The 12,530-nt window shown below is 62.8% G+C and carries 7 protein-coding genes; 4 read left to right on the top strand and 3 right to left on the bottom strand.

Annotated features, from left to right (window positions below; all coding sequences use genetic code 11):
- Window positions 1–113 precede the first annotated feature (113 nt).
- Together AC0L2M_RS07755 and AC0L2M_RS07750 are read right to left on the bottom strand one after the other, a co-directional pair.
- Window positions 114–917, bottom strand: a complete 804-nt coding sequence (locus AC0L2M_RS07755) for a DsbA family protein (protein ID WP_473534509.1) — start codon at window positions 915–917, stop codon at window positions 114–116.
- Between the two features lie 118 nt (window positions 918–1,035).
- Window positions 1,036–2,430: a M48 family metalloprotease gene (locus AC0L2M_RS07750; RefSeq protein ID WP_473534508.1), complete on the bottom strand. Its 1,395-nt coding sequence runs from the start codon at window positions 2,428–2,430 to the stop codon at window positions 1,036–1,038.
- A gap of 207 nt (window positions 2,431–2,637) precedes the next feature.
- On the opposite strand from AC0L2M_RS07750, the gene AC0L2M_RS07745 reads away from it, so the two are divergent.
- Together AC0L2M_RS07745 and AC0L2M_RS07740 are read left to right on the top strand one after the other, a co-directional pair.
- Window positions 2,638–3,786: a pyridoxal phosphate-dependent aminotransferase gene (locus AC0L2M_RS07745; protein ID WP_473534507.1), complete on the top strand. Its 1,149-nt coding sequence runs from the start codon at window positions 2,638–2,640 to the stop codon at window positions 3,784–3,786.
- Between the two features lie 4 nt (window positions 3,787–3,790).
- On the top strand, window positions 3,791–4,720 hold the full coding sequence (locus AC0L2M_RS07740) for a glutaminase (RefSeq protein WP_023798153.1): 930 nt from the start codon (window positions 3,791–3,793) through the stop codon (window positions 4,718–4,720).
- 94 nt (window positions 4,721–4,814) lie between these two features.
- Here AC0L2M_RS07740 and AC0L2M_RS07735 read toward each other — a convergent pair whose 3' ends face one another.
- Window positions 4,815–7,847 (bottom strand): Rne/Rng family ribonuclease, encoded by a 3,033-nt coding sequence (locus AC0L2M_RS07735; RefSeq protein ID WP_473534506.1) that lies wholly within the window; start codon window positions 7,845–7,847, stop codon window positions 4,815–4,817.
- A 687-nt stretch (window positions 7,848–8,534) separates the two neighbouring features.
- Here AC0L2M_RS07735 and AC0L2M_RS07730 point away from each other — a divergent pair.
- Complete coding sequence (locus AC0L2M_RS07730; RefSeq protein ID WP_473534505.1) at window positions 8,535–9,860, top strand: N-acetylmuramoyl-L-alanine amidase; 1,326 nt, start codon at window positions 8,535–8,537, stop codon at window positions 9,858–9,860.
- Window positions 9,861–10,072: 212 nt separating this feature from the next.
- Window positions 10,073–12,529: a penicillin-binding protein 1A gene (locus tag AC0L2M_RS07725; protein ID WP_473534504.1), complete on the top strand. Its 2,457-nt coding sequence runs from the start codon at window positions 10,073–10,075 to the stop codon at window positions 12,527–12,529.
- The last annotated feature ends 1 nt before the right edge of the window (window position 12,530 follow it).

Genomic DNA, 12,530 nt, shown 5'->3' with positions numbered 1-12,530 from the left:
TCGGCGCACCGGGCCTCTATAATGGGCTTAGACGCCTGCGAAAAGAGCGCAAGTGGGTTCTTTCGCTGTCCACAACAGGCGGAAAATGGCTTGCGCAGAAAGCCAGCCGCCGATCAGAGTGCGGCCTTGGCCGCTTCGATCTTCTTCGCCAGCACGTCTTGGCCGAGCGCACCGAACACCACCTCGTTGCCGACCACATAGGAGGGCGTTCCGGTGATGGCCAGCTTGTTGGCAAGATCATAGGTCTTGGAGAGGGCCTCGGCGATCGACGGATCCTTCATCTTCTCGCGCAGCGTCGCTTCGTCGGCGCCGAGCGAAAGCGCGACCTTGATGGCCGCCGCTTCGGTGGCGCGTCCCTGGGCGCCGAGCAACGCGTTGTGGAACTCGCCGTATTTCTCCGGCATCATCAGGTGGAAGGCCATCGAGACGACGCTTGCCTTCTGCGAATCCGGGCCGAGGATCGGGAACTCCTTGAGCACGAAGCGCAGCTCCGGATCGGCTGTCGTCAGCGTCTGCATGTCCTCCATGGCGCGTTTGCAGTAGCCGCAATTGTAGTCGTAGAATTCGACGATGGTGACCTTGCCGTTCGGATTGCCGACGACGCCGTCGAAGGCCGAGTTGAAGATCTGATCCTTGGCATCCTTGATGACGTCGAGACTGGCGACGCGCTGCGCCTCCTTCTGCTTGGCCTCGAGCGCCTCCTGAGCTTCCAGCAGCACTTCCGGGTTCTTCAGCAGATAGTCGCGGATGATGCCTTCGACTTCAGCCCGGTCGATCTTGGTGTCGGCGGAGGCTGCTTGGGCGATCTGCGCGGCATCGGCCTTTGCCGTCTGCGGACTTCCGGTCACGAACCCGAAACCCAGCATGGCGAGAGCGACCGCCACGCCCGTGGTGCCCAGCAGAATTGCCTTCTTCATCATCCTGATCCTCTTGCCTGGTTTCCGGCCGGGTTATCCGACCCGATTGGCCCGACTACCCGATTGGTTCGACTACCCGATTGGTCCAACCACTTGTCGCCGCGCACGGCCGGAAGGTTCACTTTTTCTTGCCTGATGGTGCGTAGTTTATGATGTCCTGCGCGCGGATCCAGCCCGGCTCGCCACGCTTCATTTTCATCTGCGCGCGCATTGCGAAGATCTTGGCATCCTTGTAGGCGCCGGAATAGAAATGGCCTTCGGCGGTCGCAAGGTCGGCGGCCGGAATGTTGCCAAGCTCGCCATAGGCCTGCGCAAGATGGCGGTAACCGACGGCGTTTTCTCGGTCGCGCGCGAGACCTTTGTTGATCTGCACCACCGCTTTCTCCAGGGAATCGGGCGTGCCGACTGCCATCAGCGCCTGGCCGTAGGAAACCGGCAGCAGCCCGGATCGCGCTGGGTCGAGGCTGACCGCCTTGGCATAGGCTTCCGCGGCAGCCTTCGGTTTGTTCGCCTTCATCAGGATGTCGCCGCGCAATTCCTGGAAATAGGGGTTCTTCGGATGTGCCTTGATCAGCGCGTTGGTCTTGGCAAGCGCCCCGGCCAGATTGCCGAAAAGATAGCTCGTCTGCGCGTCGCCATATTGCGAGGCGAGGCTGCCCGGCATCTTGCGCATCAGCCGCGATGCGGCGGCCTGACCTCCCATATAGGCGGCGATCTTGATGCGCATCATGTCGTGCCGCTGTTGCAGCGCCGGCGGATCGACCTTTTCGACGTAGGGGCTTTTTTTGACCAGGACTTCGAGGTTGGCGATGCGTTCGCGCGGCAGCGGATGGCTGATCCGGTAGGGGTCGACCTGCGCCCCCGACAGCGAAAGTGCGCTCTGAAAGCGGCCGAAGGTCTTCAGCATGCCCAGGCCGGACTGGCCGGTGGCATTGAGATAGGTTATCGCCGAGCGGTCGGCGGTCATCTCTTCGGTGCGCTGATAAGCGAGGATACTGCGCTGCGCCAACTCGCCACCGCCAGCGGCAACCCCCATGCCGGCGCCGGCCAGGCCCCGGCTCTTGCTGGTGGCGCCGGCAACGATGGCACCGGCGCCAAGCAGCGTCGCGATGATGGCCATCGTCTTGGCGCGTTCGAGCTGGTTGCGCAATTTTTGCTGGTGGCCGCCGGCGATGTGGCCGGCTTCATGGGCGATGACGCCGATGATCTCGTTGGGCGTCTCCGCCGACATCAGGGCGCCGGTGTTGATGAACAGGCGGGACCCGGCAACGAAGGCGTTGAAACTCTGGTCGTTGACCAGCACGATGTCGACGCCGTCTTCCGGCAGGCCCGCGGCCCTGAAGATCGGCCGCGCATAGGCGCGCACCAGCGCCTCGATCTCGGCATCGCGCACCACCGGCACGTTTTGCGCAAAAGCGCTGACGGTGCTGCTCACAGCGACCGTCGCGGCAAGCGAAAGCGTCGCGAAGGCGCGCGCTGCCCTGGCTATCGTCGATTTGGGTCGGCTCAACATGGCAGGTCCACTGGTAGACGAGCGGGTGAAGGATGAAAAGTCGGCACTGAAACTTTTACTGAACTTGTGATCCTCACATCAATCGGGCATTTGTGCGGCGCGGGACGCCAAAGCTCGGCGCCGGCAGCCGGCAAGCGCCGGCCCATGGGCGATCTCAAAGGGCTGACCCAAAGGCCGGACCCAAGGGCGAACAAGGAATGAGGTCAAATGGTTGTATCGCTTTCGCGTCGCGGCGACGTCGAGCCGTTCCACGCCATGGACGTTCTGGCGGAAGCGAATCGGCTGAAGGCCAGGGGCGTGCCGGTCGTTTCCATGGCCGTTGGCCAGCCGTCCGATCCGGCGCCGGCCGGAGTCAGGCAAGCGGCGACGAACGCATTGAAGATGGGGCGCATCGGCTACACCGACGCATTGGGTCTTGCGGGCCTGCGCGAGGCTATCGCCCAGCACTATGCCGACCACTACGGGCTGGCCGTTTCACCCGGCCGGATCGCCGTCACCACCGGATCGTCGGCCGCCTTCAACCTGGCATTTCTGGCGATGTTCGATCCAGGCGACCGTGTCGCCATCACCGCACCCGGTTATCCGGCCTATCGCAACATCATGGCCGCGCTCGGCATCGAGATCGTCGAGATCGAGCTCGACGGTGATGCCTATCTCCACGCCGAACATCTGAAGGCTGCGCATCGCGAAAAGAATCTGAAGGGCGTGTTGTTTGCCAGCCCCGCCAATCCGACCGGGGCGATTATCCCCGCCGACGAGCTGTCGGCGCTGGTGACGACGGCACAAGAGCTCGGCATCGCCGTGATCTCCGACGAGATCTACCACCGGCTGGCTTACGCTGCGCCGGACAGCACAGCACTTGCCTGCGGCCCTGACGTGACGGTGATCAATTCCTTCTCGAAATACTACTGCATGACCGGTTGGCGCATCGGCTGGATGGTGCTGCCGGAACCATTGGTGCGGCCGGTCGAGCGCATCGCCCAGAGTCTCTACATCTCACCGCCGGAACTGTCCCAGATCGCCGCGATCGAGGCGTTCAAGGCAACCGCGGAATTGGAGGCTGTGAAGGCGCGCTACGCGGGCAATCGCGAGCTTTTGATGAAACGCCTGCCCGAACTCGGCTTTACCCTGGCGGCACCGATGGACGGGGCGTTCTACGCCTTCTGCAATGTCACCAGGCACACCAACGACAGCATGGCCTTCGCGCGCAAGATGCTGGCCGAGGCGCATGTGGCGGCGACGCCCGGCCGCGATTTCGATCCGCTTCAAGGCCATCGATCCATGCGCTTTTCCTACGCCGGCAGCCACGACGAGATGGTCGAGGCGATGATGCGCATCGAGCGCTGGCTGAGATAGCGTGATGCCGGACCTCGAGCAGGCTTTGACCGAGATTGCCGCCGAAATGGCCGAGCGCACGGATCGCGGCGACGTCGCGACCTACATACCGCAGCTCGGCAAGGTCGATCCGAAAAAGTTCGGCATTGCCGCGGTGACCAATGACGGTCGCGTGCTGATGGCGGGCGACGCCGATGAGCCGTTTTCGATCCAGAGCATTTCGAAGGTGTTCACGCTGACACTGGCGCTCGGCAATGTCGGCGACGCGCTGTGGCAGCGTGTCGGGCGCGAGCCTTCGGGCAACCCGTTCAACTCGATCGTCCAGCTCGAGCACGAAAACGGCATTCCGCGCAATCCGTTCATCAATGCCGGCGCCATCGTCATTTCCGACATTCTGCTCGCCGGTCACCAGCCGCGCGAGGCGATCGGCGAGATCCTGCGCTTCATCCAGTTCCTGGCCGACGACGAGACCATCATCATCGACCGCGAGGTCGCGGCTTCGGAACGAGCCACCGGTTTTCGCAACTTGGCGCTCGCCAACTACATGAAGTCCTTCGGCAATCTCAGCCACGCGCCGGATCTGGCGCTGGGCGTCTATTTCCACCATTGCGCCATCGCGATGAGCTGCCGGCAACTGGCTCTGGCCGGCCGCTTCCTCGCCAATGGCGGCAAGAACCCGGCGACTGGCCATTCCGTGGTGTCGGCCGAGCGCGCGCGCCGCATCGGCGCGATGATGCTGACCTGCGGCCACTATGACGGCTCCGGCGATTTCGCCTTCCGCGTCGGCATCCCCGGCAAGAGCGGCGTCGGCGGCGGCATTTTGGCGATCGTCCCGGGCGTGGCCTCGCTCGCCGTCTGGTCGCCCGGCCTCAACGCCAACGGCAATTCCAGGCTGGGGTCGATTGCGCTGGAAAGGCTGGCGAAGATGATGAACTGGTCGGTTTTCGCGCCATAGAGATTTGCCCGCTTCAGACAAGAAAATCCCGCGCTGTCGACAGGAGCGCGCGGGATTTTTTTGTTCAAAAGATCAGGCTAAACTACCGAAAAGCTTAGAAAAAGCCTTTCCGCTGCCACCAGCCGGCACGCTTCGGCTTCTCCTCGGTCTTTTCCTCTTCGGCAACAGTCGAGGACACGATCGGCTCAGCCGGAGCATCGACCGGTATGGGCTTGCGTCGCGATGGGCGGACCTTCGGTTTCTCGTCGACGGCGGCCACGGCTGTTTCCTCCGAAACAGCTGCGGGAGCCTCGGCAGAAATTTCCGGCTCGGCTACCGGCGTCTCGGCAACGACGTCCGCCGCAGCCTTCTTCGGCTTGGCGGCGCGGCGCGGCTTCTTCGGCTTTTCGGCGCTTGGCATGTCGTCATTGGCCGGAGCAAGGTCGACAGGCTCTTCGACCGGCGTGGCTTCGACCGGCGTTGCTGCTGCCCGTTCGCCGGAGACGGCCTCCAAGACCTCGGGACGGTCAGCCGACTCGGCAGTGCCTGCATCGACCTCGCCTTCGCCGTCTTCACGGCGATTGCGCTTGCCGCCGCGCTTGCCGCGCCGACGCTTCTTGCCCAGACCTTCATCAGGCTCCGGACCTTCATCAAGCTCCCGACCTTCAGGCTCTTGCCCCTCATCCGACGCTTCCACCGCCTCGGTGACGCCGACCTGGTCCTCGTGGTCTGCTTCGGCGCCTTCATCGCTTGCGGCTTCGGAGACGCCATCGGCAGCGGCCGAGATGGACGCGCCTTCCACGGGGGCGCCATGCTCGCGGTCGCGATCCTTGCCGCCGCGCCGTCTGCGGCGCTTGCGGCGCTTGCGGTCGCGGCCTTCGCCATCCTCGCTGGGCCTTGGCTGCTGCGCCTGGCGCGGTTGTTCCGCCGGTGCAACGACCTCGTCTTCCTCCTCCTCGATTTCGTCGGCGGGCTCTTCCGGCTCGACATAGGCGGGCAAGGTCCGCACCTCGACGAAGCCTTCAGGCTTTTCGGCCAGCGCGCCGCGGAAGATCGCATAGTGCTGGGCGCCGACCGTGTCGTCGGCCTCGACGGTGATGGTCAGGCCGAAGCGGTTTTCGAGCTCCACCAGCGTGCCGCGCTTGTGGTTGAGCACATAGAGCGCGGTCGCCGCCGGCGTCCGCACCGTGATGTGGCTGCGCGAATCCTTGAGCAGGAATTCCTCGATCGCCCGCACCACCATCAGCGCGACGGACGAATCGGACCGCACATGGCCGGTGCCGCCGCAATGCGGGCAAGGCTTCATCGTCGATTCCAGCACGCTGGCACGGATGCGCTGGCGCGACATCTCCATCAGGCCGAAATGCGAGATGCGGCCGACCTGGATGCGGGCGCGATCGTTCTTGAGGTGATCCTTCAGCCGCTTCTCGACGGAGCGGTTGTTGCGGTTCTCCTCCATGTCGATGAAGTCGATGACGATCAGGCCGGCGAGATCGCGCAGCCTCAGCTGCCGTGCGACCTCCTCGGCCGCTTCCAGATTGGTGTGAAGCGCTGTGTCCTCGATCGAGTGCTCCTTGGTGGAGCGGCCCGAATTGACGTCGATGGCGACCAGCGCTTCGGTCTGGTTGATGATGATGTAGCCGCCGCTCTTCAGCGTCACCTGCGGCTGCAGCATGCGGTCGAGCTGCGCCTCGATGCCGTTGCGCACGAAGATCGGCGTCGTGTCGCGGAACGGCTGCACGACCTTGGCGTGGCTCGGCATCAGCATGCGCATGAAATCCTTGGCCTCGCGATAGCCCTCTTCGCCGGAGACCAGGATCTCGTCGATGTCCTTGTTGTAGAGGTCGCGCACCGAGCGCTTGATCAGGCTGCCTTCCTCGTAGACGAGGGCAGGGGCCGTCGACTGCAGCGTCAGGTTGCGGACGTTTTCCCAAAGCCGCATCAGATATTCGTAGTCGCGCTTGATCTCGGCCTTGGTGCGGCTTTCGCCGGCCGTGCGCAGGATGACGCCCATGCCCTGCGGCACTTCGAGATCGGCGACGACCTCCTTCAGCCGCTTGCGGTCCTGTGCGTTGGTGATCTTGCGCGAGATGCCGCCGCCGCGCGCCGTGTTCGGCATCAGCACCGAATAGCGGCCGGCAAGCGACAGGTAGGTGGTGAGCGCCGCACCCTTGTTGCCGCGCTCTTCCTTGACGACCTGCACCAGAAGGATCTGCCGGCGCTTGATCACTTCCTGGATCTTGTACTGGCGGCGCACCGGCTTGCGGCGGTTGCGCGCTTCTTCCAGCGCATCCTCGGCGCCGACCGATTCGACTTCATGGTCATCCGAATGCGATGACTGCACCTCTTCCAGCATGCCGCGATCATTGTCGGTGGAGGTGGCTTCGCCGGCCGCCTCAGCCTGCGGCACGGCTTCGGAAATCACATCCGATTCGATGCTGGCGGCGATGGAGTTCGGACTGCCTTCGGAAGGCCCAGTTTCGTCACCGCCAGTTTCGTCACGGCCATGGCCCGTCTCGTCACGGCTCGTCTCATCAGGACTTGCCTCGCTATGACTGGCGACATCCTCGCCATGTTCCGAAGCAGCGGACGGCGTGTCGACGTTTTCTGAGGCATCGACGTTCTGCGCGACCGCATCCTCGCCGTGTTCGCCGCCCTCATTGGAGCCGCTGTCGTTGGACCCGCTGTCATTGGACCCGCTGTCATTGGAATCGCCAGAAGCGTCCGAATCGGCCGCACCTGCATCACGCTTGTGTTCGCCTCGGTCGCGGCTCTTGCCGCCGCGGCGGCGGCCGCGCCGGCCGCGATCGCGGTTCTGGCGATCATCGCCATCGCCGTCCTCATCGTCCTCGTCTTCAGCCTCCTGCGCTTCCGCGCGCAACAGCGCCTGACGGTCGGCGACCGGAATCTGGTAGTAGTCGGGATGAATTTCACTGAAGGCGAGGAAACCGTGACGGTTGCCGCCGTATTCGACAAAGGCTGCCTGAAGCGAGGGTTCGACGCGGGTTACGCGGGCGAGGTAGATATTTCCTTTGAGCTGCTTCTTGTCCTGGGATTCAAAGTCGAATTCTTCAATACGGTTACCGCGAACGACGACAACTCGTGTTTCCTCCGGGTGGGAGGCGTCTATCAGCATTTTGTTGGGCATTATTTCGTTTCCCCCCGGCAGCCGTCAGCCGCAGCTTGCGAGGCAAAGCCCGCCGCTGTGAGTGTGGATGAACATGGGTGCCGGGCAATTGAATGTCCGCCGGCCGCTGCCTGAGCGCCATGGCGGTGCCGCCCGCAGCCATAATGGCGCGGTTTGCTGCGGACCTTTCCATGATTGCGCTTGAAGCCATCGTAACCAGCAGAACCTTTTTGAACCAAAGCCCGGGAAAACCGGACCAGCTTGTTTGCTCGTACAGAGCCGGCGCGGGACAATCCCGGCCGTTTTCCTCACGCAGGCGCTTCCCCCGCCACGGGCTTACACCTGCGAAATTCGTCGCGATCACCTGTTGCCTTTTCGCCTGACGCGAAAGGAGCCGTCGTTCATCTCACCTGTAGCAGGAAGCTGCGGAGAAGGACGGTTCCAGGATTGCAGTGATCCACCATCGCTTTTATGATTTGGCGGGTTGGAAGGCAACCCCGATTTCCGATGCCGGCAAAATGCAGTTCCGCAACGGAAGCACGGCTTTAAGCGTTGCGTGAAAAGGCTTGGTTAACCTTCTCTGGTTACCAACCGTTAATCGAGTTCGCGGCCTGACCGGCGTTTCGACAAGACGACGACACTCCGACAAGCAAGATTGGCCGACAACAGGATCGGGCGCCTCACGCCAAACCGGAGCGACTGGAAGAGATGGCACTGGCAGTCTTCACGCACATGAGTGGTCGCGCCGGAGGCATTTTTTTCTACGCCGCGTACTTCCGCGCTGCCCACTTGCGAGGTGCCCGCTTCCGCGCTGCCCACTTCTTCCGCGCTGCTTGTCTGCTGTTGCTGGTTGTCGCATGCCTGGCTCGTTCGCCAGTCTCCTTTGCCGCCGACGCGCCGCTGGCAGTGACGAGCTACAAAATGGCCGGTGACGCCACCAAGATGCGCATCGTCATGAATTTCGATCGTGAGCCCAACGTCAAATGGTTCCTGCTGCGCGGCCCCCACCGTCTGGTCATCGACCTGCCAAGCACGAGATTCGCCATCAATGCCAAGGATGTGAAGGCGCGCGGCCTGGTCAGGAGCGTGCGTTACGGCGATCTCGGCGAGGGGGTATCGCGGCTGATTCTCACCGGCAAGGGCCCGTTCGCCATCGACAGGTTCGACGTGCTCAAGAACGATGACGGCAACGGCTACCGCATCGCCATCGACATGTCGGCGGCGTCCGTGCGGGAGTTCGACGCCGCTCTTGCCAATCAGGCGTTGACCACCGGCTCGACGGTCTCCTCCGACAAGGGCGGCAGGGTCGGCACCGGCCCGGTCTCCAATCCAGGCCATCGCTTCACCATCGTCATCGATCCAGGCCATGGCGGCATCGACGGCGGCGCCGAGGGCATGAACGGCACCGTCGAGAAGAACGTCACGCTCGCTTTCGCCACCGAATTGCGGGACAAACTCGCCGCAGTCGGCAAATACGACGTGTTCTTGACGCGCGAGACGGACCAATTCCTGCGGCTGGACGACCGCGTGCGCATTGCCCGCCAGCACGAGGCCGATCTGCTCATTTCGATCCACGCCGACACCATCAGGGTCAAGGGCCTTCGCGGCGCAACCGTCTACACCGTCTCCGACAAGGCTTCCGATCCCGAAGCGCAGGCGCTCGCCGACCGTGAAAACCTTTCCGACCAATTCGCCGGCATGGAAATCAAGGACGACGACAAGGAAGTAACCGACATCCTGATCGACCTGATTCGCCGCGAGACGCACAGTTTCTCGATGAGCTTTGCCCAAACGCTGGTCGGCCAGCTTTCCACCAGTGTCGGCCTCATCAACAATCCGCAGCGTTCGGCCAGCTTCAAGGTGTTGAAGGCGCCGGATGTTCCCTCCGTGCTGGTCGAACTCGGCTATCTGTCGAATGCCAAGGACGAGGCACAACTGCTCAGCGCCGATTGGCGCAGCAAGGCGGCCCAGAGCATAACCAATGCCATCGCCCTGTTCGCTTCAGCCAAGGCCGGAGCCCGAACCGGAGGCTGAGATGCCAGCCCTCGCCACAACCAGAGGCAGCGTTGCACGACGACAACACTTTGCACTTATATTTTCGCCATTCGAAGCCGAAATTCCAGGCTGCCGCATTTTGCCCACATGGTGGCGACATGGATTTTCGATTACCGGTCGGGATCGTCTCGAAAGCTTGCGCGAAAGGCGGCTTCGTTTAGGCAATTCCCGAACCAAGGACTGGAGCGGGCATGATTCGTCTTATTGGCTATTTCTTCGGCATCGGCACCGCGCTGGCCCTTTTGGTCGCGGCCGGGGTGGCGATCTATATCAGCCATTTGTCGAAGGATTTGCCCGATTACGAGGTCCTGGCCAAGTATGAACCGCCGGTGACGACCCGCATCCATGCGTCCGACGGTGCGCTGATGGCCGAATATGCGCGCGAGCGGCGCCTGTATTTGCCGATCCAGGCGGTGCCGGATCGTGTCAAGGCGGCATTCCTGTCTGCTGAGGACAAAAACTTCTACAATCACCCCGGCATCGATATGACCGGCCTTGGCCGCGCAGTCATGGTCAATCTGCAGAATGCTGGCTCGGGCAAGCGCCAGGTCGGCGCCTCGACGATCACCCAGCAGGTGGCGAAAAACTTCCTGTTGTCCTCGGACCAGACCTACGAGCGCAAGATCAAGGAGATGATCCTCGCCTTCCGCATCGAGCAGGCCTATTCGAAGGACCGCATCCTCGAGCTCTACCTTAACGAGATTTTCTTCGGGCTTGGCGCCTATGGCGTCGCCGGCGCAGCACTCACCTATTTCGACAAGGCGGTGAATGAACTCACCGTGGCGGAGGCGGCCTATCTGGCGGCTTTGCCGAAGGGCCCCTCCAACTATCACCCCTTCAAATATGCCGACCGCGCCATCGAGCGCCGCAACTGGGTGATCGACCAGATGGTCGGCAACGGCTACGTTACGCAAGAGGAAGGTGCCAAGGCCAAGGCCGAGCCGCTCGGCGTCAAGCCACGCCGCTCCGGCACCTATCTGTTCGCCGGCGAATATTTCACCGAGGAGGTGCGTCGCCAGATCAGCGCGCGCTACGGCGAGAATGCGCTCTACGAGGGCGGCCTGTCCGTCCGTACGACGCTTGATCCCAAGATGCAGCTCATCGCCCGCAAAGCCATGCAGAACGGCCTGATGAAGTTCGATACGCTGCGCGGCTATCGCGGGCCGGTGAAGACCATCGACGTATCCGGCGACTGGGGCGTGCCTTTGAGCGAAGTCAAGGGACTGGACGACGTGCCCGAATGGTCGCTCGCCGTCGTGCTCGACAGCTCGGAGAGCGGCCTGTCGATCGGCCTTCGGCCGACCCGGCAGATCTCGGGCGAACTCGTCAAGCATCGCATCGAAGGCACCGTCAGCCGCGAGGACATGAGTTTCGCCATGCGTCATGTGGTCGGCGGCAAGACAGTCAAGGCCAAATCGCCGGCGGACGTGCTGAAGCCTGGCGACGTCATCTTCGTGCAGAAGAAAGAAGGTACGGATGGGGCCTATATCTTGCGCCAGGCCCCCGAAGTGGAGGGCGGCCTGATCGCCATGGATCCGCATACCGGGCGCGTTCTGGCCATGGTCGGCGGGTTCTCCTATTCGCTATCCGAATTCAACCGTACCACGCAGGCCATGCGGCAGCCGGGTTCGTCGTTCAAGCCGATCGTCTATGCGGCCGCTCTCGACAATGGCTATACGCCGGCTTCGGTGATCATGGATGGCCCGATCACCATCAAGAGCGGCAACACGACCTGGACGCCGAAAAACTACGATGGAAGGACTGCGGGCCCGGCGACCTTGCGGTCCGGCATCGAGAGGTCGCGCAATCTGATGACTGTGCGCCTGGCCAACGACATGGGCATGAAGCTGGTCGCCGAATATGCCGAGCGCTTCGGCGTCTATGATCGACTGGCGCCGTATCTGCCGATGGCGCTGGGGTCGGGCGAGACGACCGTGATGCGCATGGTATCGGCTTATTCGATCATGGCCAACGGCGGCAAGTCGATCAAGCCGACGCTGATCGACCGGATCCAGGACCGCTACGGCAAGACGGTCTACAGGCAGGACGAACGTGGCTGCAAAAATTGCAATGCGGCTGAATGGCAGAACCAGCCTGAGCCGGAACTGGTCGACAATTCCGAGCAGGTGCTCGATCCGATGACCGCCTATCAGATCACTTCGATGATGGAGGGCGTCGTCGAGCGCGGTACCGGCGCTACCGTTGCCGAACTCGGCCGCCACATCGCCGGCAAGACTGGAACGACAAACGACGAGAAGGATACCTGGTTCATCGGCTATACCCCCAACCTCGTTGTCGGCCTTTATATGGGCTATGATCAGCCCAAAGGTCTTGGCAAGGGCGCGACCGGCGGCGGCCTTGCTGCGCCGATCTTCAAGGACTTCATGCGCGTGGCGCTGGACGGCACGCCCAATGTCGATTTCCAGGTTCCCGAAGGCATGAAACTGATCGCCATCAATCGCAAAACCGGCATGCGGGCCAACCCGGACGACGCCGGCGCGTTTATCGAAGCCTTCAAGCCGGGCACCGGCCCCGCCGACAGCTATTGGGTGATCGGCATGGGTGAGGACGGCTCCAACGCCTCCGGCGGCGCGCTGTCGCCACAGGCCAACCAAGCCATCCAGTCCGGCGGCGGCGGGCTCTATTGAC

The sequence above is a fragment of the Mesorhizobium sp. WSM4806 genome, from assembly GCF_055811635.1.
This window is presented reverse-complemented; position numbering and strand designations above follow the sequence as displayed.

Bases quoted from the DNA above. Each gene is read 5' to 3' on its own strand.
- AC0L2M_RS07725 (WP_473534504.1), top strand. From the start codon at position 10,073: ATGATTCGTCTTATTGGCTATTTCTTCGGCATCGGCACCGCGCTGGCC.
- AC0L2M_RS07740 (WP_023798153.1), top strand. From the start codon at position 3,791: ATGCCGGACCTCGAGCAGGCTTTGACCGAGATTGCCGCCGAAATGGCC.
- AC0L2M_RS07735 (WP_473534506.1), bottom strand. From the start codon at position 7,847: ATGCCCAACAAAATGCTGATAGACGCCTCCCACCCGGAGGAAACACGA.
- AC0L2M_RS07750 (WP_473534508.1), bottom strand. From the start codon at position 2,430: ATGTTGAGCCGACCCAAATCGACGATAGCCAGGGCAGCGCGCGCCTTC.
- AC0L2M_RS07730 (WP_473534505.1), top strand. From the start codon at position 8,535: ATGGCACTGGCAGTCTTCACGCACATGAGTGGTCGCGCCGGAGGCATT.
- AC0L2M_RS07745 (WP_473534507.1), top strand. From the start codon at position 2,638: ATGGTTGTATCGCTTTCGCGTCGCGGCGACGTCGAGCCGTTCCACGCC.
- AC0L2M_RS07755 (WP_473534509.1), bottom strand. From the start codon at position 917: ATGAAGAAGGCAATTCTGCTGGGCACCACGGGCGTGGCGGTCGCTCTC.